The organism is Streptomyces sp. NPDC051582 (assembly GCF_040681715.1).
In the GTDB taxonomy this organism is placed as follows: Bacteria; Actinomycetota; Actinomycetes; order Streptomycetales; family Streptomycetaceae; genus Streptomyces.
This window is the reverse complement of sequence record NZ_JBFAZJ010000015.1, coordinates 75,827-101,877: the sequence shown is the minus strand read 5'-3', so window position 1 is coordinate 101,877 and position 26,051 is coordinate 75,827. Positions and strand designations below refer to the sequence as shown.

The following is a 26,051-nucleotide window of genomic DNA, read 5'->3' as shown; positions in this document are numbered from 1 at the left end:
ACCGGCTGACGAGCGCCTGGCGCACGCCGGGGGTCACGCGCCGGCGGCCGGTGCGGGCTCCGGGGCCGGGACGAACGCGCCCGTCGTCAGGCCCCGTACGGTCAGCGAGGCGGCCGCCGCCCAGGCCGCCAGCAGGCAGGCGTACAGGAACACGGCGAGCCAGCGGTACACGTCGAGGCCGGTGTGCTGGGCCAGCCCCTCCGCACCCGTCACACAGGTGCCCACCGGGAAGGTCAGCGCCCACCAGGTCAGCGAGAACCGCATGCCGAGCCGCCGCGCCCGCACGAGCATCGCGCAGGCGAAGGCGAACCAGAGCAGCGCGAACCCCATCACCGGCACCCCGTAGATCACGGCCAGCATCCGGAAGCCCTCGGCGTACGGGGACTGCACCACCCCCGGGGCGGCGTCGGCGAACTTGTTCGCGGCCGTGACCGACTGCCCCAGCGGGCCGAGCACCAGGAAGAGCGTCGGGGTCAGCCCGAGCGGCAGCCGCGGGCCGGTCACCATCCGGCCGAAGACGACGGGCAGCAGCACCAGCGTGGCCAGCATGCTCAGCCCGAACATCGTGTAGCAGCCGAGCAGCAGCGCGCGCTGCCACTGGCCCGGTGGCAGGTGCGGGACCAGCAGCGGGCCGAGCGCGGCGGAGACCATCGGGGCGACGACGGGCAGCAGCCAGACGGGTGAGGCGTTGCCGGGCCGGATCCGGTGGCTCTCGACCATCAGGTACGGGATGGCGACGGCGGCGAGCAGCCCGATCGCCGTTCCGGCGACGAAGAGGACGGCGTCGGCGACCACGGCGGCGTGGAGGCCGATGACGTCCTTGCCGACAAGGATCGTGCCGCCGCCCACGGCGAGCAGGGCCATGGAGAGGCAGCCGTAGAACGGGGCGACGGCCGGGTCGAGCAGATGGTCCCGGGCCTGGTCGGGGTGGCGGCTCCAGTGCAGGGCGCGGGCGGTGAGCAGGACGGCCAGCATGACGGCGGACAGCGCCCAGAAGACCAGGCTGAAGGTGTGCAGTCCGCGGACGCGCACGGGCAGGGCGACGCCCGCGTTGGCGATGATGGCGGTCCCCATCACGCTGGCGTACCAGTTGGGGCCGAGGTGCCGGATCAGGCCGGCGGGGGGTGGTGGTGACGGTGGTGGTGACGGTGGCGGTGGCGGTGGCGCGGCCATGTGCTCACCGTGGCCCGGAGCGGTGACCTCCGCAAACAGGCGCGCGAGCGGTCCACGGCTGGCCCGCGCATCCGCGCGGTGGAAGACTCGTCCCATGGGTGCGTCGACTGCGCCGACACCGACACCGGGACCGGGACCGGGACCGGGACCGACACCGGCACCCGCCCCGGCACGGGTTCGCCTGGACGATTGCGCGTACCACGCGCTGGCGCGCGCGTTCCGGGGCGGCCTGGTGCGGCCCGGGGACGCCCCGTACGAGGAGCGCCGGCGGATCTGGAACGGCGCCATCGACCGGCATCCCGCCCTGATCGCGCCCTGTACCGGTTCGGCCGATGTCGTGGCGGCGCTGAAGTGGGCGGTGGAGACCGGTGTGCCGGTGGCGGTGCGCGCCGGCGGGCACAGCTTCCCCGGGCATTCGGTCTGCGACGGCGGCCTGGTGATCGACTTGTCGCCGATGAAGGAGATCCGGGTGGACCCGCAGGCCCTTACGGCCCGTGTCCGGGCAGGGGCGCTGCTCGGCGAGCTGGACGCGGCGACGCAGCCGTTCGGGCTGGCGGTGCCGTCGGGGATCGTCACGCACACCGGCGTCGCGGGGCTCACCCTGGGCGGCGGGATCGGCTGGCTGAGCCGCAAGTACGGGCTGAGCGTGGACCAGCTGCTGTCGGTGGACCTGGTCACGGCGGCCGGGGAGCGGCTCACGGCCAGTGCCGCGCACGAGCCGGAGCTGTTCTGGGGGATGCGCGGGGCGGGCGGGAACTTCGGCATCGTCACGGAGTTCACGTTCCGGCTGAATCCGGTCGGTCCGACCGTGCTCGCCGGGCCGGTGCTGTGGCCGGTGGAGGACTCGCCGCAGGTCATGCGGTTCTACCGGGACTGGGTCGCGCAGGTGCCGGACGAGCTGACGACGATCGTGATCCACCGCAAGGCGCCGCCGTCGCCGGCGATCCCGCCGGAGCTGCACGGCCGGCCGGTGGTGATGGTGATCGCGTGCTGGGTGGGCGGGACGGCAGCGGGGGAGGAAGTGATGCGGCCGATGCGTGAGTTCGGGCGGCCGCTGCTCGACCTGTGCCGGCCGAAGCCGTACCTGGCGCACCAGGCGATGTTCGACGCCTCGTTCCCGCACGGCTGGTGGTACTACTTCCGGGGCTGCGGCCTGGACCGGCTCGACGACGGCGCGCTGGACACGATGGCGCGGTACGCGGGGCGGATCGCCTCGCCGCAGAGCGGGTTCCCGCTGTTCCAGCTGGGCGGGGCGGTCGCCCGGGTCGGCGAGGACGACACGGCGGCCGCGGGCCGCTCCCTGGGCCACATGCTGAACATCAACGGGATCCGGGACACGCCCGAGGGCTTCGCCGAGGAGTGCGGGTGGGTCCGGGAGTTCTGGACCGCGATGGAGCCGTACCACGCCGGCGTGTACGTGAACTTCCTGATGGACGAGGGCGAGCAGCGCGTGCGCCAGGCGTACGGCGCGCGGGAGCGCAAGCTGGACCGGCTGCGGGCGCTGAAGGCGCAGTGGGATCCGGGCAACGTGTTCCGCCTCAACCAGAACATCCCGCCGGCGGGCGAACCGTAGCGGGCCGAACCGTGGCGTGCGATCACCTGCGGCCGCCTCCGGCGCGGCGGCGGGCACTCTCCGGGCGCCATGGCCACGCTGGACGGCGGGATCACCATCCACCGAGCCGGAGGCGTAGATGAACCCGATGGACCAGGCCGCACCGATGTTCACGGCCGCCGAGATCGGCGCCCTGCACGACGTGCTGCACGAGATCGTCGCCGACGGCGCCACCCCGGGCGGTGTCGTCGTCTGCGGTACGCGGCACGCGAGCGGTACGGCGCCCGGTGAGCGGACCGTGCTCTCGGCCGGGGTCGTCTCCCCGTTCACCGGCCCCGGCACCCCCGACGAGCACACCGTCTACGACCTCGCGTCCCTGACGAAGGTCACCGCCACCTGGCCGCTCACGGGCCGCGCCCTCGACGCGGGCCTGCTCGACCTGGACTCGCCCGTACGGGAGTTCCTGCCGCCGATGGAGGGTGCGATGCCGAGCGCGGAAGCCACCGTACGGCAGCTGCTCTCGCACACCGGCGGCCTGCGGGCCGCCACCCGCTTCGACCTCTACGACCTGACCGAGCGCCCGCTGCACGAGCTGATCTGCCACGAGCTGATGGAGAACCTCCCGGGCACCCACCGCTACGTCAACCGCGGCTACATCCTCCTCGGCCTGGCCCTCGCGCACGTCCACGGCCGGCCCCTCGACGAGCTCGCCACGGAGCTGTGGGCCGAACTGGGCATGGACGGCACCGCTTACGGGCCGGTCAGGCAGGAGCCGCGCGTCGCCCCCACCGAGCGGCCCGAGGGCCACGACCGGCTCTGGGGCGCCGTCCACGACGAGAACGCGGCGATCATGGGGGGCGTCGCCGGCCACGCCGGGGTCTTCGCGCCGGCGGCCGACCTCGCCACGTACGCCGAGCACCTCCTCGCCGGGCGCGAGAGCCCGCTGGGCCAGTGGTTCCGGATGAGCCTGGTCCCGCAGGCGGAGATCGAGCCCGGTCTGCAGCGCGGCCTGGGATGGATCCTCGGCGCGGGCGGCAGCGTGGCGTACCACCACGGATTCACCGGCACGAGTCTGTGCCTCGCCCCCGCCACCGGCCGGTACGTGGTCGTCCTCACCAACGCGGTCCACAACGGAGCCGCCGCGCGCACCCGGATCACACCGCTGCGCGACTGCGCCCAGAAGATCCTGGCCGCGGGCTGACCGCACCGGGCACCCCGACCGCACTGCGCACCCCCGACCGCACTGCGCACCCCCGGCCGCACTGCGCACCCCGGCCGCACCGGGCAACCCCCGCCCGCACCGGGCAACCCCCGCCCGCGGCCCTCGGGCCGGACTTCCATACTCGCCGCATGAGCAGATATGCCGAGGTCATCGTGTTGGCGCGGAGGGCGGAGGCGGTGATGGAGCCCCTGACCCGACCCGACGAGGAGCGGGAGTGGCACCAGTGCTTCACGCGGGTGGACGACCGCGTGTTCGCCGGAGCGACCGGGCGGTCCGAGGAGTGCTACGCCTGGGTGATCCAGTTCATCCGCCACAACTGGACCGGACTGCTGGCCCGTCTGGAATCGCTGCCGTGGCCCGACCCGTGGTCGGTGCAGGTCATGATCCGCGACGAGGAGGACGACTGCTTCGGGCTGTGGATGCTCTACGACGGCAAGCTGGCCGAAGTGCCGCTTCCGCGCACCCGGCGGGATCCCTTTTCCGCCAGCCTCAGCGGCGTGCTCACCCGTACGGACAGGCCCAGGGCCTGACACGGCGCGGGGCGCGGCGTCCCGCCGGCCGCCGGCAGGCCGCGGCTCAGGGCCAGACCAGGCAGTACGGCTGGTGTCCCGCCTCGTGGAGGCGGTGGCTGAAGTCCTGCCATTCGTGCAGCAACTGGTAGACGTTGAACGCGTCGCGCGGCCCGCCCCGGTCCGGGACCGTGGACCAGATGAAGGCCGCCGCGCCGACCGACTCCTCGCCGATGCCGCGCAGCGGGTCGACCACGGTCATCGGGAGCTTGACCACCGCGTAGTCGGGGTGGAGGACGACCAGCTCCAGCGGGGGCACCTTGTGCAGGGGTATGCCCTCGATGCCGGTCAGGACCATCGCGGCCACCGTCTCCGGCTTGATCTTGGTGAAGAGGCCGCCCATGCCGAGCTCGTCGCCGCCGAGCTCCTCCGGCCGCATCGTGACCGGGACCCGGGCGGCGGTCGCGCCGTCCGGCGCGCCGAAGTACTTGTACGTCACGCCCATGCCGCGGCCCTTGGGCAGGCCGTCGGGGGACTCCAGCGGTCCCGGCACCGGATCGGCCGCGTCCGCGGCCCGGCGCCGGTGCTTGCCTCGGCGGCGGGCTTCGCGGGCCTCGCGGGCGCGCTGCGGGTCGAGGCCGTCCGTACCCTCGCCCGGTCCACCACCGCGTTGCATATCTCCACCCGACTGGTCTTGCCTGCCCCGGCCCCGCGGCCCCCGCCACGCAGCCTGATCATCATGGCAGTGACCTCCCCCGGGGCGGCGCGGTGAAACGCCCGTCCGCAAGTCAGTCGCGGCCTGATGAGACCATGGCTGGTGTGAGCTACCCGTACCCGTATGAAGCCAAAGTCTCGCAGACTCTCTTTGACCGTGCGTCCCTCGTGACGCCTGGCGGCGTGAACTCTCCGGTGCGCGCGTTCCGCGCCGTGGGCGGAACGCCCAGGTTCATGGTGTCCGGTACCGGTCCGTACCTGACCGATGCCGACGGCCGCGAGTACGTCGACCTGGTCTGCTCGTGGGGACCGATGATTCTCGGCCACGCCCACCCGGCCGTGGTGGAGGCCATCCAGGCCGCCGTCGCCCGCGGCACCTCCTTCGGCACGCCCGGCGAGGGCGAGGTCGCCCTCGCCGAGGAGATCGTCGAGCGCGTCGAGCCCGTGGAGCAGGTCCGCCTGGTGTCCTCGGGCACCGAGGCGACCATGTCGGCGATCCGCCTCGCGCGCGGCTTCACGGGCCGGGCCAAGATCGTGAAGTTCGCCGGTTGCTACCACGGTCACGTAGACGCGCTGCTGGCCGCCGCCGGTTCCGGGCTCGCGACCTTCGCGCTGCCGGACACCCCCGGCGTGACGGGCGCGCAGGCCGGCGACACGATCGTGCTGCCGTACAACGACCTCGAAGCGGTTCGGGCGGCGTTCGCCGCGCACCCCGGCGAGATCGCCTGCGTGATCACCGAGGCCGCGCCCGGCAACATGGGCGTCGTGACCCCGGCCGCCGGCTTCAACCAGGGCCTGGCGGACCTGTGCCGCGAGAACGGCGCGCTGTACGTCTCCGACGAGGTCATGACGGGTTTCCGCACCTCCCGCGCCGGCTGGTACGGCGTCGACGGGGTCAAGCCCGACCTGATGACCTTCGGCAAGGTCATGGGCGGCGGCTTCCCGGCCGCGGCCTTCGGCGGCCGCGCCGACGTCATGGGCCACCTGGCCCCGGCCGGCCCGGTCTACCAGGCGGGCACGCTCTCCGGCAATCCGATCGCCACCGCCGCCGGTCTCGCGCAGCTGCGCCTGCTGGACGCGGCCGCGTACGAGAAGGTCGACGCGGTCTCCGCGCAGATCCAGGGCCTGGTCACGGACGCGCTCGCCAAGGAGGGCGTGGCGCACCGGCTGCAGACCGCGTCCAACATGTTCTCCGTCTTCTTCACCGAGGACGAGGTCAAGAACTACGACGACGCCAAGAAGCAGGAGTCCTTCCGCTTCAACGGCTTCTTCCACTCGATGCTGTCGCAGGGCGTCTACCTGCCGCCGTCGGCCTTCGAGTCGTGGTTCGTGTCCACCGCCCACGACGAGCGGGCGGTCGAGCGGATCGCCGCCGCGCTCCCCGCCGCCGCCCGCGCCGCCGCGCAGGCCACCCCGGAGGCCACCGCATGAGCGAGATCACCGTCGTCCACCTGATGCGCCACGGTGAGGTGCACAACCCGGACGGGGTCCTGTACGGGCGCCGCGCCGGCTACCACCTCTCCGAGCTGGGCCGCGAGATGGCCGAGCGCGTCGCGGACCACTTGCAGGGCCGTGACATCACGTACGTGGTCTCCTCCCCGCTGGAGCGGGCGCAGGAGACGGCGGCGCCGGTCGCCAAGGGCCACGGCCTGGTCGTGGCGAGCGACGCGCGGCTGCTGGAGGCGGAGAACGTCTTCGAGGGCAAGACCTTCGGCGTCGGCGACGGCGCGCTGCGCAAGCCCGCCAACTGGAAGCACCTGACGAACCCGTTCAGGCCGTCCTGGGGCGAGCCGTACGTGGAGCAGGTCGTCCGCATGACGAGCGCCATCGAGGCGGCGCGCGACGCGGCGCGCGGCCACGAGGCGGTGGCGGTCAGCCACCAGCTCCCGATCTGGATCGTGCGCAGCTTCGCGGAGAAGCGCCGGCTGTGGCACGACCCGCGGCGCCGGCAGTGCACGCTGGCCTCGCTGACGTCGTTCACGTACGAGGACGACCGGCTGGTTTCGGTGGGCTACAGCGAGCCGGCGCGGGACCTGGTCCCGGCGCACCTGCTCGCGGGTGCGAAGCCGGTGAAGGGCAAGTCCAAGGCGTTCGGCGCTTAAAAAGTAATACAAGTCGTACGCGAAACGCCGTGGTGGAGCTCGACTTCGCTGAAAAGTCCGTTTATGTGACTATTCATGAGCGAAACGAAGCGCGACTTCACCCGAAGGGGAGTGCTCGGGCTCGGCGCGGCGGCGGTCGCCGCCGGAGTCGTCGGCTGCGGAGCCGACGACCGCCCGGGCCGCCCCGGCCCCGGCGGTCCCGGCGAATCCCCGTCCTCGGCCGCCATCCGGCCGATCGGCGACGGCTCCACCGCCGACACCGGCCCGCAGCCCCACCAGCCGGCCAAGCCCGTACCGCTCCAGCCGGGCGAGACCCCACCGCAGTTCGTGGTGTTCAGCTGGGACGGGGCGGGGGAGATCGGCAACGGCCTCTTCCCGCGCTTCCTCAAGCTGGCCAAGGACCACGGCGCGGCCATGACCTTCTTCCTCTCCGGCCTCTACCTCCTGCCCGAGTCGAAGAAGGACCTCTACAAGCCGCCGAACAACCCCGTCGGGGCCTCCGACATCGGCTACCTCAAGGACGAGAACGTCCGCAACACCCTGGGCTGCGTGCGCCAGGCCTGGCTCGACGGCCACGAGGTGGGCACCCACTTCAACGGCCACTTCTGCGGCGGCTCCGGCTCCGTGGCCCACTGGGCCGCGGACGACTGGCAGAGCGAGATCGACCAGGCCGTGTCGTTCGTCACGGGCTGGCGGACCAACACCGGCTTCACCGACATCGAACCGCTGCCCTTCGACTACCGCAAGGAGCTGGTCGGCGGCCGCACCCCGTGCCTGCTGGGCCAGGACAACCTGCTGCCCGTCGCGCAGAAGCTGGGCTGGCGCTACGACGCCTCCTCGCCCGGCGGCGTCCAGGTGTGGCCGTCGAAGAAGTCGGGCGTCTGGGACCTGCCGCTGCAGTCGATGCCCTTTCCCGGGCACTCCTTCGAAGTGCTGTCGATGGACTACAACATCCTCGCCAACCAGTCGAAGAACACCACCCGGGGCGTGCCCTCCAACTACCCGGCCTGGCGCACCCAGGCCACCGCCTCCTACCTCGGCGGCTTCCGGCGGGCGTACGAGACGAACCGGGCGCCGATGTTCATCGGCAACCACTTCGAGGAGTGGAACGGGGGCATCTACATGGATGCCGTCGAGGAGGCCCTCAAGGGCATGTCGGACAAAAAGGACGTACGACTTGTCTCCTTCCGGCAGTTCACCGACTGGATCGACGCACAGGACCCCAAGCTGCTCGCAAAGCTCCAGGAGCTGGCCCCGGGTCAGTCGCCGGCCGGAGGCTGGAACGCGTACCTCTCCGCCGCCTGACCAGCGGTTCGGCACGGCCTCGGGGGGCGGGAAAGATCCGCAAATCGCTCATGCGAAACTTTTCACATGAGAATTGGCCGTGCTCTCCTGCTCACCGCGGTGACCCTCGCGAGCGCTCTGACCCTGTCGGCGTGCGACGACGGCGGCGGCAAGCCGAACGGTTCCTCCGGCGGCAACTACGTGACCGGCGCCGGTGGCGTCTCCACCGTCGCCGAGGGCGCGCGCACCGCGGCCCCCAAGCTGGACGGCGAGACCGTCGACGGCAAGACGCTCGACACCACCGCCCTCAAGGGCAAGGTCGTCGTCCTCAACGTGTGGGGCTCCTGGTGCCCGCCGTGCCGCGCCGAGGCCCCGAACTTCGCGAAGGTGTCCAAGGAGCTCGCCGACGCCGGCAAGGACGTGCAGTTCGTCGGCATCAACACCCGCGACACGAGCAAGCAGAACGCCACCTCGTTCGAGGAGAACTTCGGGATCACGTACCCGAGCCTCTACGACCCGGACGGGAAGCTGCTGCTCCGCTTCCCCGCCGGCACGCTCAACCCGCAGGCCATTCCCTCCACGATCGTCCTCGACAAGCAGGGCAGGATCGCCGCCCGCACGCTCGTCGCGATCAACGAGCAGCAGCTGCGCTCCATGATCGACCCCGTGCTCGCGGAGCAGTGACCGAGTGGTCCCCGAGCTCCTCACCCTGGCCGCCGAGCCGACCGGCGTGAACACGACGGTCCTCGACGGGGCCCTGATGCTGGCACTGCCCATCTCGGTCCTCGCCGGACTCGTCTCGTTCTTCTCGCCCTGTGTGCTCCCGCTGGTCCCCGGCTACCTCTCCTACGTCACCGGCATCAGCGGGGCCGACCTCGCCGAGGCCCGGCGCGGCCGGATGCTGGCCGGCGCCGGCCTGTTCATCGCCGGGTTCACCGCGGTGTTCGTCTCCACCGGCGCGCTCTTCGGGTACTTCGGCGGCACGCTCCAGGAGAACCGGGAGACCATCTCCCGGGTGCTCGGCGCACTGGTGATCGTCCTCGGCCTCTTCTTCATGGGCCTGATCCCGGGGCTGACGATGCGCGAGTTCCGCTTCCACCGGAAGCCGACCGCGGGCCTGATCGGCGCCCCGCTGCTCGGCGTGCTCTTCGGCGTCGGCTGGACCCCCTGCATGGGCCCGACCCTCGCCGCGGTCAACACGCTCTCCCTCGACCAGGCCAGCGCCGGCCGCGGCGCGCTGCTGACCGTCGCCTACTGTCTGGGCCTGGGCCTGCCGTTCATCCTCGCCGCGATCGCGTTCCGCAAGGCGCTCGGCGCGTTCGGCTGGGTGAAGCGGCACTATGCCTGGGTGATGCGGATCGGCGGCGGCATGCTGGTGCTGACCGGCCTCCTGCTCGTCACAGGATGGTGGGCGAGCATCGTCAACGACATGCAGAGCTGGACCCAAGGCTTCACGGTGGGGATCTGAGGACTACACGGACATGAGTACGACAGACAAGGCGTCCACCGAGGCGTCGAACCCGTCCGAGGCACCGAACGCGTCCGAGGACGCCACCGACGCCGCGGCCGGCGCGCAGCTCTCCACCGCCCCCGCGGAGGACTCCGGCGGTCCCGTCGGCATCGGCTTGATCGGCTGGATCCGCTGGTTCTGGCGGCAGCTCACCTCCATGCGGGTGGCGCTGATCCTCCTCTTCCTTCTCTCCCTGGGCTCCATCCCCGGCTCGCTCGTCCCGCAGAACCAGGTCGACGCGATGAAGGTGGCCAAGTGGAAGGGCGACCACTCCTTCTGGGTCCCGCTCGCCGAGAAGCTCCAGCTCTTCGACGTCTACAGCTCGGTGTGGTTCTCCGCGATCTACCTGCTGCTGTTCATCTCGCTGATCGGCTGCATCGTCCCGCGCACCTGGCAGTTCGTCGGCCAGCTCACCGGCCGCCCGCCCGGCGCCCCCCGGCGCCTGGACCGGCTGCCGGCGTACGCGACGTGGCGTACGCAGAAGTCCCCCGACGAGGTCCTCGCGCAGGCGAAGACCATCCTCGGCGGCAGGCGGTTCCGTACCGAGGCGGGCACGTCCGCCGTCGCCGCCGAGAAGGGCTACCTGCGCGAGGCGGGCAACCTGCTCTTCCACGTCGCCCTGATCGTGATGCTGATCGCGTTCGCCTGGGGCCAGCTGTTCAAGTCCGAGGGCGGCAAGCTCGTCCTGCGCGGCAAGGGCTTCGCGAACACGCTCACCCAGTACGACGACTTCAAGTACGGCAGCTGGTTCGACCCCGACGACCTGTCGCCCTTCTCCTTCACGCTCGACAAGTTCGACGCCACGTACGAGGAGAGCGGCCCGCAGAAGGGCACCGCGCGCGACTTCAAGGCGTACGTGACCTTCAGCGACGGCTCGGACGGCGCCCCGCAGAAGCGCGAGATCCAGGTCAACAAGCCGATGGAGGTCGACGGCTCCAAGGTCTACCTGCTCGGCCACGGATACGCGCCGGTCATCTCGGTGACCGATCCGACCGGCAAGGTGATCTACAAGGACGCCGTGCCGATGCTGCCCTTCGACTCGAACCTCAGCTCCTCCGGCGCCGTCAAGGTGCCGGACGGCTACCGCGACAAGGACGGCAAGAAGGAGCAGCTCGGCTTCAACGCCATGTTCGTGCCGACCTTCGCCGGCGAGGGCAAGGGCACGATGCTCTCCCAGTTCCCGGACCTGAAGTTCCCGGTCGTCGCACTCAGCGCCTACCACGGCAGCCTCGGCGTGGACTCGGGCCTTCCGCAGAACGTGTACCAGCTGAACACCTCCAAGATGCAGGAGTTCAAGGACCCCGACGGGCAGCTGTTCAAGAAGCGGCTGCTGCCCGGCGAGACCATGGAGCTCCCGAACGGCGCGGGCACCGTGAAGTTCGAGGGCATCGAGCGCTGGGCCACCTTCTCGATCACCCGCCAGCCCGGCAGCGGCCTCGCCCTCGGGGGCGCGATCGCCGCGATCGGCGGCCTGGCCGCCTCGCTGTTCATCCAGCGCCGCCGGGTCTGGGTGCGCGCGGTGGCCGGCAAGGACGGCGTGACCGTCGTCGAGATGGCCGGCCTCGGCCGCAGCGAGTCGGCCAAGCTCCCGCAGGAGCTGGGGCAGCTCGCCGCCGCCCTCCACCAGCAGGCGCCCACGGCGCCCGACCAACCTGTCAAGGAACCTGTCGAAGGGGAGCGCGGATGACGCCGCTCGCAGCCGAAGTCAACGAGAATTTGGCGCAGATCAGCAATTACCTGATCTATTCGTCGATGGCGGTCTACATGCTCGCCTTCTTCGCGCACATCGCCGAGTGGACCTTCGGCAGCCGCAGCAAGGTGGGCCGTACGGCCGCGGCGCTGACCGGCGCCAAGGCCGCCGCGGCCGCCGCCCCCGCCGTCCAGGTGCGCCAGAAGGGGGCGCGTGGCTCCGGTGAAACCGGGGGCACCGCGGTCCTCGACAAGCCGAAGGTCGTCACCCGCTCCGCCGCCGGCACCCGCGACGTCCCGGACGGCCCCGGTGCGGCCGGCGGCACCGAGAACGGCGACCTGTACGGCCGGATCGCGGTCTCGCTGACCACCCTGGCCTTCGTCATCGAGGCGGGCGGCGTCGTGACCCGCGCGATGTCCGTGCAGCGGGCCCCCTGGGGCAACATGTACGAGTTCTCGGTGACCTTCTCCACCGTCGCCGTCGGTGCCTACCTGGCGCTCCTGGTACTGAAGAAGAACGTCCGCTGGCTCGGCCTGATCCTGGTCACCACCGTCCTGCTGGACCTCGGCATCGCCACCACCTGGCTCTACACCGCCAGTGACCAGCTGGTCCCGGCCCTGCACTCGTACTGGCTGTGGATCCACGTCTCCACCGCGATCTTCTGCGGCGCGGTCTTCTACATCGGTGCGGCCGGCGCGGTGCTCTACCTCTTCCGCGATTCCTACGAGAGCCACCTGGAGCAGGGCCGCACGCCGGGCCGCTTCCGCTCCTCGGTGCTGGAGCGGCTGCCCTCGGCGGCCTCGCTCGACAAGTTCTCGTACCGGATCAACGCGGCCGTGTTCCCGCTGTGGACCTTCACCATCGTCGCGGGCGCGATCTGGGCGGGCGACGCCTGGGGCCGCTACTGGGGCTGGGACCCCAAGGAGGTCTGGTCCTTCGTGACCTGGGTGGCGTACGCCTGCTACCTGCACGCCCGCGCCACCGCCGGCTGGAAGGGCCGCAAGGCCGCGTACCTCGCGCTCTTCGCCTTCGCCTGCTGGATCTGGAACTACTACGGCGTGAACATCCTGCTCAGCGGCAAGCACTCGTACGCGGGCGTCTGACCCGCGGGAAGGCGCACCCGCGGGCGCGGCGCCCGCGGGAGTGGGACGCTGGTGGCATGAGGCTGACACCGGTGAGCCATGCCACCAGTGAGAGCCGCGGCGAGGGCCGCTGGCTGCTGCGCTTCGAAGTCCACGTGCCGAGCGCGTACGAGGCCGTGTGGCCCGCCCTGACCACGGCGGACGGGCTGCGCGGCTGGCTGGCCGCGGCGGACGTACTGGAGCGCAGGCTGGGCGGGGCGCTCACCCTGCACTGGCTGAACGGCGGGTCGACGGTCTCCGGCCACGTCACGGCGTGGGACGTCGAGCGGGTCGTCGAGTACACGGTGGGCGAGCACGGCCGGATGCGCTTCCACCTGGAGGCGGTGGGCACGGACTCGACCGTGATCCGCTTCCTCGACGAGCGGGCCGGGACGGACGAGGAGCGCCTCGACTGCCTGGCCGCCTGGCACCACCACTTCGAGCTGCTGGAATCCGCCCTGCAGGGCCATCCGACGGACTGGTCCCGGTGGACCGACGCCCGCTGGGCGGAGCTGCGCGCTTCCTACGGGTCCTTCTCCAGGACGTAGGCGCTGCGGGCGTCCGGATCGCCGTAGAAGAAGTACAGCTCCAGCGTCTGCCGGTGGTCGCGGCGCAGCTCGAAGGTCCACTTGTAGAGGTCGGGCAGGCGCAGGCGCACGTGCTGGCCGTAGTTCCAGCCCGCGCGTTCGCGGCTGATGAGCTTCCAGGTGCCGCTGCCGGAGAGGCGCCAGCCGTGGTCGTAGTCGCGCTCCTGCCCGTTGAGGAGGGTGACGGTGGCGGTTCCGTCGGCCCGGAAGACGACCTCGGTGCCGTCGACGCAGCGCCAGGTGCCGACGATCTCGTCGGTGCGGGCGTCGTAGACGGCGGGGGTGGCGCGGGCGGCGTGCGGATCGCCGCCGGCCATGGCGAGCAGGGCGGCGACGGCGACCCCGTACGCGAGGAGATTGCGCAGGATCGTGTCGACGACCCGCGGTCCCCCGCTGTTCCTCGGCATCCGCTCATTCTTGCAGCCGCCTTGAACGTGTTCAATGCCCGACGGGCCGCCCCCGGGGTGCGGCTCGCGCCGTACGTAGCCCCGCTTCTCCAGGTCGTCCACGAGCTGCCCGGCGGCCTGCTCGGTCACCCCGAGCCGCTCGCCGAGCTCGGTTCCGGTGGCCCCGCCCCCCTTGAGCACCTGGAAGGCCATGCCGTGCGCGGGGCGCAGGTCGCGGCGGGTCAGACCCTGGTCCTCCCGCCGCACGCGGCGCGCCGCGTCCACGCCGCGGAGGCGGTCGAGGCCCACGTCGCGATGCGCTCGGACGCCCTGGTCACGGTCCCGGGAGAAGCGGAACCCCGGGTCCTGCCCTGGGCCCGGTGACGGGGAACGTCAGTCCTTGTCCTTGTCCTTGTCGCGGTCCTCGTTCAGGGAGCGCAGGAACTCCGGGTTGTCGTCGGGGGCGACCCACTGGGTGCGGCGCGAACGGCCCCCGCCGACCACGGAGCGCTGCCGGCCCGCGAACAGCCAGACCACCGGTCCGACGATCGAGAACAGCAGGATGATGATCACCCACACCACCTTGGGGAGGTGCTTGACCTCTTCCTCCGGCGTGTTCAGACAGTCGATGAAGGCGTAGATGGTCAGCGCGATGATCAGCAGGAACGGCAGATAGCGCAGCACGGTGTGGGACCGACTCCCCAGCAGTGACGGGGGACCCGCCTCGGGCCCCGGTGACACTCCCAGGCTAGCCGGTGACGGATACTGGCCCCTATGGCTTACGACGATCTCCGCTCGCTGCTCCGGGCTCTGGAGCGAGAGGGCGACCTCAAGCGCATCAAGGCCGAAGTCGACCCGTACCTGGAGGTCGGGGAGATCGTCGACAGGGTGAACAAGGCGGGAGGTCCCGCCCTCCTCTTCGAGAACGTCAAGGGCTCGGCGATGCCGCTGGCCATGAACGTCTTCGGGACCGACCGCCGCCTCCTGAAGGCCCTCGGCCTCAAGTCGTACGGCGAGATCAGCGAGAAGATCGGCGGCCTGCTCAAGCCGGAACTCCCGCAGGGGTTCATCGGTGTGCGCGAGGCCTTCGGCAAGCTGGGCTCGATGGTGCACGTGCCGCCGAAGAAGGTGAAGGGCGAGTCCGCCCCCGTCCAGGAGGTCGTCCTCACCGGCGACGACGTGGACCTGGACCTGCTCCCGGCCCTCTTCACCTGGCCCAAGGACGGCGGGTCCTTCTTCAACCTGGGCCTGACCCACACCAAGCACCCGGAGACCGGGGTCCGCAACCTCGGCCTCTACCGCCTCCAGCGCCACGACAAGCGCACCATCGGCATGCACTGGCAGATCCACAAGGACAGCCGCAACCACTACGCGGTCGCCGCCAAGCGCGGCGAGCGGCTCCCGGTCGCGATCGCCTTCGGCTGCCCGCCGGCCGTGACGTACGCGTCCACCGCGCCGCTGCCCGGCGACATCGACGAGTACCTCTTCGCCGGGTTCGTCGCGGGCAAGCGCATCGAGATGGTCGACTGCAAGACCGTCCCGCTCCAGGTCCCGGCCAACGCCGAGGTCGTCATCGAGGGCTGGCTGGAGCCGGGCGAGATGCTCCCGGAGGGCCCCTTCGGCGACCACACCGGCTTCTACACCCCGCAGGAGCCGTTCCCGGCCCTGAAGATCGACTGCGTGACGATGCGCAAGCGCCCGCTCCTCCAGTCGATCGTCGTCGGCCGCCCGCCCACCGAGGACGGCCCGCTCGGCCGCGCCACGGAGCGCTTCTTCCTCCCCCTGCTCAAGATCATCGTGCCGGACATCGTGGACTACCACCTGCCCGAGTCGGGCGGCTTCCACAACTGCGCGATCGTCTCGATCGACAAGAAGTACCCCAAGCACGCCCAGAAGGTCATGCACGCCATCTGGGGCGCCCACATGATGTCGCTGACCAAGCTCATCATCGTCGTGGACTCCGACTGCGACGTCCACGACCTGCACGAGGTCTCCTGGCGGGCCCTCGGCAACACGGACTACTCCCGCGACCTCACGGTGGTCGAAGGCCCGGTCGACCACCTCGACCACGCCTCGTACCAGCAGTTCTGGGGCGGCAAGGCGGGCATCGACGCAACGAAGAAGCTCCCCGAGGAGGGTTACACCCGCGACGGCGGCTGGCCCGACATGGTGGAGTCCGACCCCGCGACGGCGGCTCTGGTGGACCGCCGCTGGAAGGAGTACGGCCTGTGAGCCCGATCGTTGTGGGGGGTCCCGAGCTCTTCCTCGGTGCCGGCGAGGTCTACGTGGCCCTGCTCCGCCCGGAGATCGACCCGGCGGACCCGGGCGTCCGGCTGGCCGCCGAGCAGGCGGGCGTCACACCCGAGGAGTTCGCCGGACCCGGCGACGTCTGGGCGCTGATGTACGAGGACGGCGGCGGCCACGGTGAGTTCGAGCTCCCGGGCGCGCGGGACACCGAGGCGGACGGTTTCGCGGAGCAGCTCCAGGCCGCGCTGGCCTCGGGCGAGCCGTTCACGGTCGAGGCCGGGGACTTCCTGCACCTCGACGCCCGCCCGGCGGCCGATGCCTGGCGGCTGACCGCCCGGATCACCCCGCCCGAGGACGAGGAGGACGGGGCCGCCGGCCCCCGGACCCTGGACCTCGGCGCGCTCCCGGCGGCGCGGCTGCTCGCCGACCTCGAAGACTTCCGGAGCGCACTCGCATGATGACGACCGCCGACGGGGTGATCGGGTCCGGCCCGGCGCCGCAGCCGACCGGCAAGGTGAAGGCTTTCCTGCGGCTCGTGATGATCGAGCACTCGGTCTTCGCGCTGCCCTTCGCCTACATCGCGGCGCTGACGGCCATGTTCCGGCTCGACCGCACCATGCACTGGGCCGAGCTGCTGCTCGTCACCGTCTGCATGGTGGGGCTGCGGACCTTCGCGATGGCCGCGAACCGGATCATCGACCGGGAGATCGACGCCCGGAACCCGCGCACCGCCGGGCGCGAGCTCGTCACGGGCGCCGTGTCCGTACGGTCGGCCTGGACCGGGGCCGGGATCGCGCTGGCCGTGTTCCTCGGGTCGGCGGCGTTGCTCAACCCGCTGTGCCTGGCGCTGGCGCCGGTTGCGGTGATCCCGATGGTGGTGTACCCGTACGGCAAGCGGTTCACGAACTTCCCGCACGCGATCCTGGGCCTCGCCCAGGCCATGGGGCCGGTGGGCGCCTGGCTCGCGGTGACGGGGGAGTGGTCCTGGGACGCGGTGATCCTGGGCCTGGCGGTCGGCGTCTGGATCGGCGGCTTCGACCTGATCTTCGCCTGCCAGGACGTGGCGGCGGACCGCGCGGACGGCGTGAAGTCGGTCCCGGCCCGCTTCGGTGTCCCGGCGGCCCTGTGGGGGGCGCGCGGCGCGCACGTCGTGACCACGGCCCTGCTGGCCTGGTACGCGCTCGCGACGGACGCCGGCCCGTTCTTCTGGTGCGGCCTGCTGATCGTCGTCGCCGCGTTCCTGTACGAGCACACGATCGTGAAGCCGCACGACCTGTCGCGCCTGAACCGGGCCTTCTTCACGGTGAACGGCTTCATCGGCATGGCCCTGTTCGTCTGCGCCCTGGCGGACCTGGTGGCCCGGGGCCTGTCCCTCTAGGCGTGGCCGGCCGGGCCGGCCGGGCGGCGGTGGAGCACCGCCGTGGCCACGCCGGCCACCAGGCCGATGAGGTGGGCGTACCAGCCGACTCCGGAGTCCGTCGGCAGGACGCCGAGGAGGAAGGTGGCGCCCCAGACCGCGGCGACCGCCAGACCCACCACCGCGTTGAGCGGCTTGCGCTCGACGAAGCCGCGGACCACCACGTAGCCGAACAGGCCGAAGACCAGCCCCGAAGCGCCCGCGCCGAGGGTGTTCGGCGGCGCGACGAGCCAGCAGCCGACGCCGACCGCGAGGGTGATCAGGGCGCTGACGGCGAGGAAGCGCCGTATGCCGCCCAGTGCGGCGATGAACCCGAGGACCAGCAGCGGGACGCTGTTCGACGCCACGTGGGCGAAGCCGAAGTGCAGGAACGGGTGGGCGACGATGCCGGTCAGCCGGTCGGGGTCCCGTGGCGAGATGCCGTACGCGTCGAGGGCGTGCCCGGTGGCCAGGTCGACCAGCTCGATCAGCCACAGCAGGGCCACCCAGCCCACCATCAGTTTCGCGGCCGCCTTGGCGCGGTCCGTCCGGCTCCACTCCTGGAGTTGCGCATCGGCCATGTCCTGATCCCCCCGCTGTCGGTGCTCGGGTCACCTTACTCAGCGTCGTCCGCCGGTGGCCGGATAGTCTCGGAGCTATGACTGACGGCAAGCGCACCCCGTGGGTGGTCGGGGTTTCCGGGGCGTCCGGGACGCCGTACGCGGCGGCGGTGATCCGGGGACTGCTGGCGGCGGGGGAGCACGTGGACCTCGTGGTCAGCCGCGCCTCGCGGCTGACCCTGCTCGACGAGACGGGCATCGCGTTCCGCGACGCCCACTGGCGGGACGATCTCGCCGCCTGGCTGGAACGCGGAGCGGACGGCAAGCCCGCGACGTTCGCGCGGCCGGAACTGGACGACGTCCGCTACTGGGGCGCCGGGGACCTGGCCGCCGGGCCGAGCTCGGGCTCGTATCCCGTGAAGGGGATGCTGATCGTGCCGGCGTCCACGGCCTGTGTGGCGGGAGTGGCGCTCGGGCTTTCGAAGGACCTGCTCCAGCGCGTCGCGAGCGTGACGCTCAAGGAGCGGCGCCGACTGGTGGTCGCGGTGCGGGAGACCCCGCTGAACGGGCAGACGCTCAAGCATCTGGTGGCGCTGGACGAGGCGGGCGCAGTGGTGCTGCCCGCCTCTCCGGCGTTCTACGCGGGTGCGACGCACATCCAGGACCTGGTGGATTTCGTCGCGGGGCGGGTGCTCGATGCGGCAGGGGTGCCGCACCGGCTGTACCGCAGGTGGGAGGGGGAGCTCGGTGGAGCTTCCCGCTCCCGGGAGGCAAGCGGTGACTAGCGCTTCTTGTCAGTGCGCAGCTTGCGGGTCCGGTCGACGCGGTGGGCCGCGGCGGGCTGGTCGGTGCGGGATCGGTTGGCCAGCTCCTGGAGCTGTCGCATGTGCGCGTAGGCCATCTCGATCGTGTACACGGTGAACCACTCCTGATGTCGTCAGATCAGCGAGATCATCGCCGATCTGTTGAAAGATTCACAGGGTGTTGACCCTGTGCGCCTTTGATTCTATACGTAAACTTGCGGGATCGCCGAATAATGGAAGGCTCCAGGTATATGGACGCGGTGGATAGGCAGCTCATCCAGGCACTTCGTGAGAACGGACGTGCCTCGTACGCGGAGCTCGGCCGGCTCGTAGGCCTCTCCGGCCCCAGCGTCACCGACCGGATCAACCGGCTCGAATCGGCCGGCGTGATCACCGGCTACCGGGCGACCGTCAACGCGGCCTCGCTCGGCCTCGGCGTCACGGCGCTCATCGGCATCTCCCTCTCCGACGCCGCGGACCACGAGGACGTGGCCCGCCGCCTGCGCGACCTGGCGGAGATCGAGGACTGCTGGTTCATCGCCGGCGACGACTCGTACATGCTCAAGGTCCGCGCGGGCGACGTGGACGGGCTGGAGCGGATCATCCGCAAGCTCTCCGGCACCAAGGGCGTTTCCCGCACCCGTACCACCATCGTGCTCTCCACGAAGTGGGAGAACCGGGTCGGGGACCTGCCCGAAGAGGGCTAAGAGTACGGTTGCGGGGTCGGGCAAGGCAGGCGGCAGGACAGACAGATGGACAATCGAGGAGGCGACCGGCCGATGGACGCTGGGCTCAAGCGTGAGCTGGAGGAGAAGGTCCGTTCCGGCGAGCGGCTGACCCGTGAGGACGGCATCGCCCTCTACGAGTCCGACGACCTGGCCTGGCTGGGCGGCCTCGCCCACGAGGTGCGTACGCGCAAGAACGGCGACGTCGTCCACTTCAACGTCAATCGCCACCTCAACATGACGAACGTGTGCACCGCCTCGTGCGCCTACTGCTCGTTCCAGCGCAAGCCGGGCGAGAAGGACGCGTACACGATGCGCATCGAGGAAGCCGTGCGCCTGGCCAAGGCCATGGAGAACGACAACCTCACCGAGCTGCACATCGTCAACGGCCTGCACCCGAGCCTGCCGTGGCGGTACTACCCGCGCTCGCTCTCCGCGCTGAAGGAGGCGCTGCCGAACGTCTCGCTGAAGGCGTTCACGGCGACCGAGATCCACCACTTCGAGACGATCTCCGGAATGTCGGCCTCCGACATCCTGGACGAGCTGATCGAGGCCGGCCTGGAGTCGCTCACCGGCGGCGGCGCGGAGATCTTCGACTGGGAGGTCCGCCAGCACATCGTCGACCACAAGACCCACTGGGAAGACTGGTCGCGCATCCACCGCCTGGCGCACTCCAAGGGCCTCAAGACCCCGTCGACCATGCTCTACGGACACATCGAGGAGCCGCGTCACCGCGTGGACCACGTACTGCGGCTGCGCGAGCTCCAGGACGAGACCGGCGGCTTCCAGGTCTTCATCCCGCTGCGCTACCAGCACGACTTCGTGGACATGCAGGACGGCAAGGTCCGCAACAAGCTCCAGGCGCGCACGACGATGGCGACGGGCGCGGAGGCCCTCAAGACCTTCGCCGTCTCCCGCCTGCTCTTCGACAACGTGCCGCACGTCAAGGTCTTCTGGGTCATGCACGGCGTGCAGACCGCCCAGCTGGCCCTCCAGCACGGTGCGGACGACATGGACGGCTCGGTCGTCGAGTACAAGATCACGCACGACGCGGACAACTACGGCACGCCGAACAAGCTCGGCCGTGACGATCTGCTGGAGCTGATCCGCGAGGCCGGCTTCCGCCCGGTCGAGCGCAACACGCGCTACGAGATCATCCGCGAGTACCCCGGCCCGGACGCGGACCTGCGCGAGACCCCGCAGGCGATGCGCGTCTGACGCCGCAGACTTCCCGAAGGCCCCGGTCCCACGAGGACCGGGGCCTTTCGGATTTCTGTTGCCGGTGTCGACGGTAATAGATAATCTCGCTACATGACCCTTACTTTCTCCTTCGAGCCGGTAGCCGACCCCGCCTTGGCCGAAGGCATCGCCGCCCTGTGGGTCGATGCCTCCAACGCCGGCGGTGCGGTCGGCTTCGCGTCCGAGGTCACCCTGGACGACGTCCGCCCCGAGGTCGCCAAGCACTTCGCCGCGGTGGCCGAGGGGCGCAACAGCCTGCTCGTCGGGCGCGATGCCTCGGGGCGGGTCAGCGCCTTCGCGGTCATCGCCCGCAACGCGCACGACCTCCAGGCGCACTGGGTGTGGGTCTACGCCGTCATGGTCCACCCCGAGCTGCAGGGCCGGGGCGCGGGCCGCGCGCTGATGGCCGCCCTGGAGGAGGCCGTCCGTTCGCTCGACGGCATCGAGGCGGTGCGGCTCGGCTGCCGCGGCGGCCTGGGTCTGGAGCACTTCTACGAGGCCTGCGGCTACAAGGAGGTCGGCCGCGTCCCGGGCGCCATCCGGGTGGCCCCGGGCGACGACCGCGACGACATCACCATGCTGCTGCCGCTGCACTGACGGTCGGCGGCCGACCTGACGGCCGACGTGGCGGCTGACCTGGCAGCCGACCCGGAGGCCGACCCGGAGGTGACCCCGGCGGGTTTGTCCGCACCTGCGCCGTGCTTCACTGGACGGGCACGCAGTCGACAGGTGCGCGTACGAGTACCGACGAGAGAGAAGGGGTCACCGTGTCCCTCAAGCCGAGCGCGACGATCCGCTACACCGCGATGCGGCTGGGCATCTTCGTCGGATGCCTCGTCCTGGTCGCCGTCCTGGTCAACGTGGGCTGGGTGCCCGCCGGTCTCGGCGACGCCAACCCCGTCTGGGTCGTGCTCCTCGCCCTCGTGGTCTCCGCGCCGCTCTCCTTCGTGCTGCTGCGCAAGCAGCGCGACGAGATGTCCGCGCAGATCTCCGGACGCGTCGCGGGCGCGAAGGAGAAGCTCGCCGCGAACCGCTCGCAGGAGGACGCGGCCGACGATGCCGCCCGCGCGTAAGTTCCCGCGCGCCCGTTAGCTGCGTCACACCCCGAACCACCCCGAACCGCCCCAGCGCCTGGATTGCCCTGCGCGCCGGGGCGGTTCGGCGTTTCGCGGTGCGCCTCTGACTCAAAGTGCACCTTTGAGATCCTCAAAGGGAAAGTGTTAGCGTGTTAAACATGTTGACCACAGTTGCGCACAAGATGACCGCGAGCGTCCCGCTCGTGGCGCGCCTGCACGTCGACCTCTGCCGCCGCGTGTCCGCGGCCTGTTGTGGCCGTCGCTGAGCCCACGCCGTTCTTCCTCTTTCCCCCTTCTTTGCGCATCACCACCGGAGTGTGTCCGTGTCCGCGACCCCTCAGGCCCCTGCCAAGGCCTCCTTCAAGTTCCCGTTCTGGGCCCAGATCGTCACCGGTCTCGTGCTCGGCGTCCTGTTCGGCTGGCTCGCCCGCAGCCAGGACGTCAGCTGGCTCGCCAAGACCCTTGAGCAGGTCGGCGACATCTTCGTCCAGCTGCTGAAGCTGGCCGTGGCCCCGCTCGTCTTCTTCGCGATCCTGGTGTCGATCACCAACCTGCGGAAGGTGAACAACGCCGCCCGCCTCGCCTCGCGCACGCTGCTCTGGTTCATGATCACCTCGCTGATCGCCGTCGGCATCGGCCTCGCGATCGGCCTGCTGACCAACCCCGGCGCCGGCACCGGCCTCACCCCGCAGGACGGCAAGCTGCCCAAGCGCACCGGCTCCTGGCTCGACTTCCTGACCGGCATCGTGCCGACCGACGTCATCACGCCGTTCACCGAGCTGAACGTGCTCCAGATCGTCTTCATGGCCGCCGTCGCCGGCATCGCCGCCCTCCAGCTCGGCGACAAGGCCCAGCCGATCCTCACCGTCGCCGAGTCCGTCCTGGAGCTCCTCCAGAAGGCGCTGTGGTGGGTCATCCGCCTCGCCCCCATCGGCACCGTCGGTCTGATCGGCACCGCGATCGCCTCGTACGGCTGGGAGCTCATCGGCAAGTACGCGACCTTCACCGCGGACGTGTACGTCGGCTCCGCGCTCGTGATGTTCGGCGTCTACCCGCTGCTGCTGGCCACGGTCGCCAAGGTCAATCCCGTCCAGTTCTTCAAGGGCGCCTGGCCCGCGATCCAGCTGGCCTTCGTCTCCCGCTCCTCGGTCGGCACGATGCCGGTCACCCAGAAGGTCACCGAGCGCCTCGGCGTTCCGAAGGAGTACGCCTCCTTCGCCGTCCCGTTCGGTGCGACGACGAAGATGGACGGCTGCGCCGCGATCTACCCGGCGCTCGCCGCGATCTTCATCGCGCAGATCTTCGACGTGCAGCTGACGATCACCGACTACCTGCTGATCGCCTTCGTCTCGGTCGTCGGTTCGGCCGCCACGGCCGGCCTGACGGGCGCCACGGTCATGCTGACCCTGACCCTCTCCACCCTGGGCCTGCCCCTGGAGGGCGTCGGCCTGCTGATGGCGATCGACCCGATCCTGGACATGATGCGCACCGCCACCAACGTCGCCGGCCAGGCCCTGGTCCCGGTCGTGGTCGCGGCCCGCGAGGGGATCCTGGACAAGAAGGCCTACGCGACGGCCTCGTCCTCCCCGCTCGACGAGCGCACCCCGGTAGCGGTGGCGGCCTGACCGTCCCACCCACCCGCGGCCCCCGCCCCCGTCCGGGCGGGGGCCGCGGCGCGTTCAGCGGCCGGCGCTCACCCGAAGCCCCTCAGGTACACGCGGCTGCTCTGGTCGTCGACCCGCGCCACCGCCACCGAGACGGCCATGAGCTTGCTCTTGCACGGCCCGCACACGGTGCCTTCCCGGACGGCCCCCAGCAGATCCGGGTCCGGCACTCCGAGGTGGGAGAACGGGGTCGTCGGGTTCAGCGTGTCCTTGTGCGGCTGCTCTCTGAGCCGGAGGGGGTCCCTCGGCTCCAGCTGCGCGAGGAAGCCCTCCACCGCGTCGTTCGGCAGGACGAACGCCAGAATCAGCCCGTCGTCCTGGAACCCCTCCTGGTGGGCGGCTCTGGCATCGGTCGCCGTCGCGGGCACCTGGACCTGAAGCTCCGCGGCGACGGACTCCACCGTGGCCCCCTCCTTCCAGTGCGGAGCCTCGCGTACGTCATGGGATCCGGTGTCCGAGACCGTCGTGGAACACCCGGCCGCCATCGCGACGACCACGGCCATGCCGACCAGGACCGCTGAAGCCCGTGCCCTCATCACCGCGCGTCTCCGTTTCGGCCCGGGTCCGTTCGCGTGCCGTCGCGTCCCGGCTCCTGCGGGTCCGGCCAGCTCCCACCGCCGGAATCGAGGTCGTGGTGCTGCACCGAGCCGCTGCCCCTCATGTCGAAGTCCTGTGCGAGTCCCGTCCGGTGCAGCCGCGCCATGTCGGCGTCCGTCACCGTGGTCGGACCGATCGGGGTGGCTTTGCCCGGGTCCCAGTTGTACCGGTCCCACACGTTGACCTGGTAGTCGATGCTCACCTGTGGCTTGCCGTCCGGGCCGGGCACGGCCGTGACCACTCCCGTCGAGTTCGACATGCCGCTTCCCACCGCCAGGTACCAGTTGCGGTCCTCGTGCGTGTAGGGCTGCCCCGAAGTCTCGATCGGGATGGCAACCGGTTTGCCGCCCGACTTCTCGAAGGCGTCCAGCGCTTGTCGCCGCCACTCGTCCTGGTACGAGGCGCGGGAGGTCTCCGTCACTTCGCGCAGCTTCCCGTCGTCACCCAGCATCCGGTCGACATCGAGGTCGAGCGTGGTTCCGGTGCCCCGGAGGTAATGGTCCATGTGCCTGGCCGCGTCGGTCTTGCCGATGAAATCACCCGTGTTCGATATGCCGTTCGCCTCGATCTGCTTCCAGTAGTCGGAGACGCCGGGCGACTCGCTGTCGTACTCGCCGGAGCCGGGGTCCGCGGACACCTGTTTGACCGACGGCGCCAGCAGGCCCGCCGCCAGCAGGTCCTTCCTGTGCTGCGTCCACAGCTCGGCGCGCGACTGCGGGCTCAGGGACTGCCACAGCCGCCGCAGTTCCTTGCGCTGTGCGTCGTCGGCGTCCTCTCCGAGGCCGGCCAGCTTCATGGCGCGGGGCAGCATCTCCCCGTCGAGGGAGGTGTAGGAGCCGTGTCCGGGATTGGTGGGGTCACCGCCATGACTCGCGCGCAGGGCCCGCACGGCGGCGGCGTCCACTTCGCCGGCGTGAGCCACGACGTCGGTGAGCGTGTCGGCGTACCAGCGCATCAAGTCGCGCTCCCTCTGCTCGGGCCCCTTCACCGTGCAGATCAGCTGCTCGACGATCACGGACGACCCGTCCTTGGAGGTCCTGACGTTGAACCCGTCCCCCCTGGCGTCGTCCGCCAGCCGCTTCGCCTGCTGCTGGATGCTCTTCAGCTCCGCGTGGGCGTCGTCGAGGACGCTGAAGATGCTCTTCGCCTCGGTGTGGAGATCCTCGAACTCCTTGACCGTTTTGCCGGTGAACTCCCGGGTGACCCCGGCGTTGACCCCTTGCCAGTCGGCCTTGTCGGCCTTGGCCTTGAGGCCGTCACGGGCTTCGCCCCCGAGGCGCTGCATTTCGCCGGACATGCGCTTCCAGTCCGCGACCGCAGTTCCCAGCTTGCCGAGATCGGCTTCGATGAGCTCGGTGTAGTTCACGCCGCCGCCCCTACTTGAAGTACTCGGCGAGACGCGATGCGGGTACGGCGGAACCGTCCCGGTTCCGGAGCGATGCCGCGATCGCGGCGTCGTCCTCGGCGTGCGCCTTCTTCGAGTAGTCCAGGTGGTTCGATATGTGCGCGCATGCCTGCAGAACCGCCTTGACCTGCGAGGTCCATACCGACACCGTCGTTTCCAGCTCGCCCCCGAGGGCGAATTTGCTCGCCTTCAGCGCGGCGGCCGCCTGCATCGTGGTTCCGGCCCCCGACTGGTTCGACCCGGCGCCCGCGATGTCGGCCCCCTTCAGCAACTTGCCGTGCAGAGTGAACGCCTCGTGCCCCACGGCACCCAGGTCGTCCTGGTGCACCACGAGATCCGCCTGACCGCCTCCGCCCGCGCCGCCCGGCAACTGGTTGAGCCGCATGGACACCTGCCGTCCCGCGGCCACCTCGGCCTTCGCGCTCTCCCACTCGTTCCATACCATCCCGCCATTCCACCACGGCCCTACGACAGTGCAATCGCCTTACC

29 protein-coding genes and 1 pseudogene are annotated in these 26,051 nt (G+C 70.7%); 20 read left to right on the top strand and 10 right to left on the bottom strand.

The window, feature by feature from the left end:
• Nucleotides 1–33: 33 nt before the first annotated feature.
• The gene (locus AB0M92_RS20880) at nucleotides 34–1,173 is read right to left on the bottom strand and encodes a TDT family transporter (RefSeq protein ID WP_366103722.1); all 1,140 of its coding nucleotides are present in this window, start codon (nucleotides 1,171–1,173) and stop codon (nucleotides 34–36) included.
• A gap of 232 nt (nucleotides 1,174–1,405) precedes the next feature.
• Here AB0M92_RS20880 and AB0M92_RS20875 point away from each other — a divergent pair, with 232 nt between their 5' ends.
• The 3 genes from AB0M92_RS20875 to AB0M92_RS20865 all read left to right on the top strand — a co-directional run bounded on the left by AB0M92_RS20875 (nucleotide 1,406) and on the right by AB0M92_RS20865 (nucleotide 4,477).
• A complete protein-coding gene (locus AB0M92_RS20875; RefSeq protein WP_366103721.1) occupies nucleotides 1,406–2,746 on the top strand; it encodes an FAD-binding oxidoreductase in 1,341 nt (446 codons plus the stop codon).
• A 118-nt stretch (nucleotides 2,747–2,864) separates the two neighbouring features.
• Entirely contained in the window at nucleotides 2,865–3,926 is a 1,062-nt protein-coding gene (locus AB0M92_RS20870) for a serine hydrolase domain-containing protein (protein WP_366103720.1), read from the top strand.
• A 149-nt stretch (nucleotides 3,927–4,075) separates the two neighbouring features.
• Nucleotides 4,076–4,477, top strand: coding sequence for a hypothetical protein (locus AB0M92_RS20865; RefSeq protein WP_366103719.1), 402 nt, complete (start codon nucleotides 4,076–4,078; stop codon nucleotides 4,475–4,477).
• 46 nt (nucleotides 4,478–4,523) lie between these two features.
• On the opposite strand, the gene AB0M92_RS20860 is transcribed toward AB0M92_RS20865, so the two are convergent.
• The gene (locus AB0M92_RS20860) at nucleotides 4,524–4,961 is read right to left on the bottom strand and encodes a hypothetical protein (RefSeq protein ID WP_030161262.1); all 438 of its coding nucleotides are present in this window, start codon (nucleotides 4,959–4,961) and stop codon (nucleotides 4,524–4,526) included.
• A 305-nt stretch (nucleotides 4,962–5,266) separates the two neighbouring features.
• On the opposite strand from AB0M92_RS20860, the gene hemL reads away from it, so the two are divergent.
• The 8 genes from hemL (at nucleotide 5,267) to AB0M92_RS20820 (ending at nucleotide 13,425) form a co-directional block, all read left to right on the top strand.
• On the top strand, nucleotides 5,267–6,601 hold the full coding sequence (gene hemL / locus AB0M92_RS20855) for a glutamate-1-semialdehyde 2,1-aminomutase (protein ID WP_366103718.1): 1,335 nt from the start codon (nucleotides 5,267–5,269) through the stop codon (nucleotides 6,599–6,601).
• Nucleotides 6,598–7,272: a histidine phosphatase family protein gene (locus AB0M92_RS20850; protein WP_366103717.1), complete on the top strand. Its 675-nt coding sequence runs from the start codon at nucleotides 6,598–6,600 to the stop codon at nucleotides 7,270–7,272. The genes hemL and AB0M92_RS20850 overlap by 4 nt, the downstream gene beginning before the upstream one ends.
• Nucleotides 7,273–7,347: 75 nt before the next feature.
• Nucleotides 7,348–8,577 (top strand): hypothetical protein, encoded by a 1,230-nt coding sequence (locus tag AB0M92_RS20845; RefSeq protein ID WP_366103716.1) that lies wholly within the window; start codon nucleotides 7,348–7,350, stop codon nucleotides 8,575–8,577.
• Nucleotides 8,578–8,643: 66 nt separating this feature from the next.
• Nucleotides 8,644–9,240, top strand: a complete 597-nt coding sequence (locus AB0M92_RS20840; protein WP_366103715.1) for a TlpA disulfide reductase family protein — start codon at nucleotides 8,644–8,646, stop codon at nucleotides 9,238–9,240.
• A 4-nt stretch (nucleotides 9,241–9,244) separates the two neighbouring features.
• Complete coding sequence (locus AB0M92_RS20835; protein WP_366103714.1) at nucleotides 9,245–10,024, top strand: cytochrome c biogenesis CcdA family protein; 780 nt, start codon at nucleotides 9,245–9,247, stop codon at nucleotides 10,022–10,024.
• 13 nt (nucleotides 10,025–10,037) lie between these two features.
• Nucleotides 10,038–11,753: a cytochrome c biogenesis protein ResB gene (locus AB0M92_RS20830; RefSeq protein WP_366103713.1), complete on the top strand. Its 1,716-nt coding sequence runs from the start codon at nucleotides 10,038–10,040 to the stop codon at nucleotides 11,751–11,753.
• Nucleotides 11,750–12,859 carry a c-type cytochrome biogenesis protein CcsB gene (gene ccsB, locus AB0M92_RS20825; protein WP_366103712.1) on the top strand — a complete coding sequence of 370 codons (1,110 nt, stop codon included), beginning with the start codon at nucleotides 11,750–11,752 and terminating at the stop codon, nucleotides 12,857–12,859. Before AB0M92_RS20830 ends, ccsB begins: the two co-directional genes overlap by 4 nt.
• A 56-nt stretch (nucleotides 12,860–12,915) precedes the next feature.
• Complete coding sequence (locus AB0M92_RS20820; protein WP_366103711.1) at nucleotides 12,916–13,425, top strand: SRPBCC domain-containing protein; 510 nt, start codon at nucleotides 12,916–12,918, stop codon at nucleotides 13,423–13,425.
• On the opposite strand, the gene AB0M92_RS20815 is transcribed toward AB0M92_RS20820, so the two are convergent.
• The 3 genes and pseudogenes from AB0M92_RS20815 to AB0M92_RS20805 all read right to left on the bottom strand — a co-directional run bounded on the left by AB0M92_RS20815 (nucleotide 13,401) and on the right by AB0M92_RS20805 (nucleotide 14,534).
• Nucleotides 13,401–13,871, bottom strand: a complete 471-nt coding sequence (locus AB0M92_RS20815; RefSeq protein WP_366103806.1) for a hypothetical protein — start codon at nucleotides 13,869–13,871, stop codon at nucleotides 13,401–13,403. The two genes, AB0M92_RS20820 and AB0M92_RS20815, sit on opposite strands and share 25 nt — an antisense overlap.
• Nucleotides 13,872–13,916: 45 nt before the next feature.
• Nucleotides 13,917–14,084: pseudogene (locus AB0M92_RS20810) on the bottom strand (helix-turn-helix domain-containing protein); the annotation flags it as partial.
• 159 nt (nucleotides 14,085–14,243) lie between these two features.
• Complete coding sequence (locus AB0M92_RS20805; protein ID WP_366103710.1) at nucleotides 14,244–14,534, bottom strand: PLD nuclease N-terminal domain-containing protein; 291 nt, start codon at nucleotides 14,532–14,534, stop codon at nucleotides 14,244–14,246.
• A 90-nt stretch (nucleotides 14,535–14,624) separates the two neighbouring features.
• On the opposite strand from AB0M92_RS20805, the gene AB0M92_RS20800 reads away from it, so the two are divergent.
• From AB0M92_RS20800 to mqnP, 3 genes are read left to right on the top strand one after another with little or no spacing between them, the layout of a single operon-like run.
• The gene (locus tag AB0M92_RS20800) at nucleotides 14,625–16,082 is read left to right on the top strand and encodes a menaquinone biosynthesis decarboxylase (RefSeq protein WP_366103709.1); all 1,458 of its coding nucleotides are present in this window, start codon (nucleotides 14,625–14,627) and stop codon (nucleotides 16,080–16,082) included.
• Nucleotides 16,079–16,555, top strand: a complete 477-nt coding sequence (locus AB0M92_RS20795; protein WP_366103708.1) for a hypothetical protein — start codon at nucleotides 16,079–16,081, stop codon at nucleotides 16,553–16,555. Before AB0M92_RS20800 ends, AB0M92_RS20795 begins: the two co-directional genes overlap by 4 nt.
• Nucleotides 16,555–17,475: a menaquinone biosynthesis prenyltransferase MqnP gene (gene mqnP, locus AB0M92_RS20790; RefSeq protein ID WP_366103805.1), complete on the top strand. Its 921-nt coding sequence runs from the start codon at nucleotides 16,555–16,557 to the stop codon at nucleotides 17,473–17,475. The genes AB0M92_RS20795 and mqnP overlap by 1 nt, the downstream gene beginning before the upstream one ends.
• Here the strand turns inward: mqnP and AB0M92_RS20785 are convergent.
• On the bottom strand, nucleotides 17,472–18,074 hold the full coding sequence (locus AB0M92_RS20785) for a rhomboid family intramembrane serine protease (protein ID WP_366103707.1): 603 nt from the start codon (nucleotides 18,072–18,074) through the stop codon (nucleotides 17,472–17,474). The genes mqnP and AB0M92_RS20785 overlap by 4 nt on opposite strands.
• 77 nt (nucleotides 18,075–18,151) lie before the next feature.
• On the opposite strand from AB0M92_RS20785, the gene AB0M92_RS20780 reads away from it, so the two are divergent.
• Nucleotides 18,152–18,838: a UbiX family flavin prenyltransferase gene (locus AB0M92_RS20780; protein WP_366103706.1), complete on the top strand. Its 687-nt coding sequence runs from the start codon at nucleotides 18,152–18,154 to the stop codon at nucleotides 18,836–18,838.
• Here the strand turns inward: AB0M92_RS20780 and AB0M92_RS20775 are convergent.
• The gene (locus tag AB0M92_RS20775) at nucleotides 18,835–18,969 is read right to left on the bottom strand and encodes a hypothetical protein (RefSeq protein ID WP_268257432.1); all 135 of its coding nucleotides are present in this window, start codon (nucleotides 18,967–18,969) and stop codon (nucleotides 18,835–18,837) included. The genes AB0M92_RS20780 and AB0M92_RS20775 overlap by 4 nt on opposite strands.
• Nucleotides 18,970–19,107: 138 nt before the next feature.
• On the opposite strand from AB0M92_RS20775, the gene AB0M92_RS20770 reads away from it, so the two are divergent.
• From AB0M92_RS20770 to AB0M92_RS20750, 5 genes are all read left to right on the top strand, one after another.
• Nucleotides 19,108–19,563, top strand: a complete 456-nt coding sequence (locus AB0M92_RS20770; protein WP_359172825.1) for an Lrp/AsnC family transcriptional regulator — start codon at nucleotides 19,108–19,110, stop codon at nucleotides 19,561–19,563.
• Nucleotides 19,564–19,635: 72 nt separating this feature from the next.
• Nucleotides 19,636–20,799, top strand: coding sequence for an aminofutalosine synthase MqnE (mqnE, locus tag AB0M92_RS20765; protein WP_048474516.1), 1,164 nt, complete (start codon nucleotides 19,636–19,638; stop codon nucleotides 20,797–20,799).
• A 93-nt stretch (nucleotides 20,800–20,892) separates the two neighbouring features.
• Nucleotides 20,893–21,417, top strand: coding sequence for a GNAT family N-acetyltransferase (locus tag AB0M92_RS20760; protein ID WP_366103705.1), 525 nt, complete (start codon nucleotides 20,893–20,895; stop codon nucleotides 21,415–21,417).
• Nucleotides 21,418–21,587: 170 nt separating this feature from the next.
• Entirely contained in the window at nucleotides 21,588–21,893 is a 306-nt protein-coding gene (locus AB0M92_RS20755) for a DUF4229 domain-containing protein (protein ID WP_366103704.1), read from the top strand.
• A 320-nt stretch (nucleotides 21,894–22,213) separates the two neighbouring features.
• A complete protein-coding gene (locus AB0M92_RS20750) occupies nucleotides 22,214–23,521 on the top strand; it encodes a dicarboxylate/amino acid:cation symporter (protein ID WP_366103703.1) in 1,308 nt (435 codons plus the stop codon).
• Nucleotides 23,522–23,589: 68 nt separating this feature from the next.
• On the opposite strand, the gene AB0M92_RS20745 is transcribed toward AB0M92_RS20750, so the two are convergent.
• From AB0M92_RS20745 to AB0M92_RS20735, 3 genes are read right to left on the bottom strand one after another with little or no spacing between them, the layout of a single operon-like run.
• Nucleotides 23,590–24,096 (bottom strand): hypothetical protein, encoded by a 507-nt coding sequence (locus AB0M92_RS20745; RefSeq protein ID WP_366103701.1) that lies wholly within the window; start codon nucleotides 24,094–24,096, stop codon nucleotides 23,590–23,592.
• Entirely contained in the window at nucleotides 24,096–25,523 is a 1,428-nt protein-coding gene (locus tag AB0M92_RS20740; RefSeq protein ID WP_366103700.1) for a hypothetical protein, read from the bottom strand. The genes AB0M92_RS20745 and AB0M92_RS20740 overlap by 1 nt, the downstream gene beginning before the upstream one ends.
• Nucleotides 25,524–25,533: 10 nt before the next feature.
• Nucleotides 25,534–26,007 carry a hypothetical protein gene (locus tag AB0M92_RS20735; RefSeq protein WP_366103699.1) on the bottom strand — a complete coding sequence of 158 codons (474 nt, stop codon included), beginning with the start codon at nucleotides 26,005–26,007 and terminating at the stop codon, nucleotides 25,534–25,536.
• Between the last annotated feature and the right edge of the window lie 44 nt (nucleotides 26,008–26,051).

Bases quoted from the DNA above. Each gene is read 5' to 3' on its own strand.
- AB0M92_RS20880 (WP_366103722.1), bottom strand. From the start codon at position 1,173: ATGGCCGCGCCACCGCCACCGCCACCGTCACCACCACCGTCACCACCA.
- AB0M92_RS20870 (WP_366103720.1), top strand. From the start codon at position 2,865: ATGAACCCGATGGACCAGGCCGCACCGATGTTCACGGCCGCCGAGATC.
- AB0M92_RS20865 (WP_366103719.1), top strand. From the start codon at position 4,076: ATGAGCAGATATGCCGAGGTCATCGTGTTGGCGCGGAGGGCGGAGGCG.
- AB0M92_RS20860 (WP_030161262.1), bottom strand. From the start codon at position 4,961: ATGGGCGTGACGTACAAGTACTTCGGCGCGCCGGACGGCGCGACCGCC.
- hemL (WP_366103718.1), top strand. From the start codon at position 5,267: ATGGCTGGTGTGAGCTACCCGTACCCGTATGAAGCCAAAGTCTCGCAG.
- AB0M92_RS20850 (WP_366103717.1), top strand. From the start codon at position 6,598: ATGAGCGAGATCACCGTCGTCCACCTGATGCGCCACGGTGAGGTGCAC.
- AB0M92_RS20845 (WP_366103716.1), top strand. From the start codon at position 7,348: ATGAGCGAAACGAAGCGCGACTTCACCCGAAGGGGAGTGCTCGGGCTC.
- AB0M92_RS20840 (WP_366103715.1), top strand. From the start codon at position 8,644: ATGAGAATTGGCCGTGCTCTCCTGCTCACCGCGGTGACCCTCGCGAGC.
- AB0M92_RS20830 (WP_366103713.1), top strand. From the start codon at position 10,038: ATGAGTACGACAGACAAGGCGTCCACCGAGGCGTCGAACCCGTCCGAG.
- ccsB (WP_366103712.1), top strand. From the start codon at position 11,750: ATGACGCCGCTCGCAGCCGAAGTCAACGAGAATTTGGCGCAGATCAGC.
- AB0M92_RS20820 (WP_366103711.1), top strand. From the start codon at position 12,916: ATGAGGCTGACACCGGTGAGCCATGCCACCAGTGAGAGCCGCGGCGAG.
- AB0M92_RS20815 (WP_366103806.1), bottom strand. From the start codon at position 13,871: ATGCCGAGGAACAGCGGGGGACCGCGGGTCGTCGACACGATCCTGCGC.
- AB0M92_RS20800 (WP_366103709.1), top strand. From the start codon at position 14,625: ATGGCTTACGACGATCTCCGCTCGCTGCTCCGGGCTCTGGAGCGAGAG.
- mqnP (WP_366103805.1), top strand. From the start codon at position 16,555: ATGACGACCGCCGACGGGGTGATCGGGTCCGGCCCGGCGCCGCAGCCG.
- AB0M92_RS20785 (WP_366103707.1), bottom strand. From the start codon at position 18,074: ATGGCCGATGCGCAACTCCAGGAGTGGAGCCGGACGGACCGCGCCAAG.
- AB0M92_RS20780 (WP_366103706.1), top strand. From the start codon at position 18,152: ATGACTGACGGCAAGCGCACCCCGTGGGTGGTCGGGGTTTCCGGGGCG.
- AB0M92_RS20770 (WP_359172825.1), top strand. From the start codon at position 19,108: ATGGACGCGGTGGATAGGCAGCTCATCCAGGCACTTCGTGAGAACGGA.
- mqnE (WP_048474516.1), top strand. From the start codon at position 19,636: ATGGACGCTGGGCTCAAGCGTGAGCTGGAGGAGAAGGTCCGTTCCGGC.
- AB0M92_RS20760 (WP_366103705.1), top strand. From the start codon at position 20,893: ATGACCCTTACTTTCTCCTTCGAGCCGGTAGCCGACCCCGCCTTGGCC.
- AB0M92_RS20745 (WP_366103701.1), bottom strand. From the start codon at position 24,096: ATGAGGGCACGGGCTTCAGCGGTCCTGGTCGGCATGGCCGTGGTCGTC.
- AB0M92_RS20735 (WP_366103699.1), bottom strand. From the start codon at position 26,007: ATGGTATGGAACGAGTGGGAGAGCGCGAAGGCCGAGGTGGCCGCGGGA.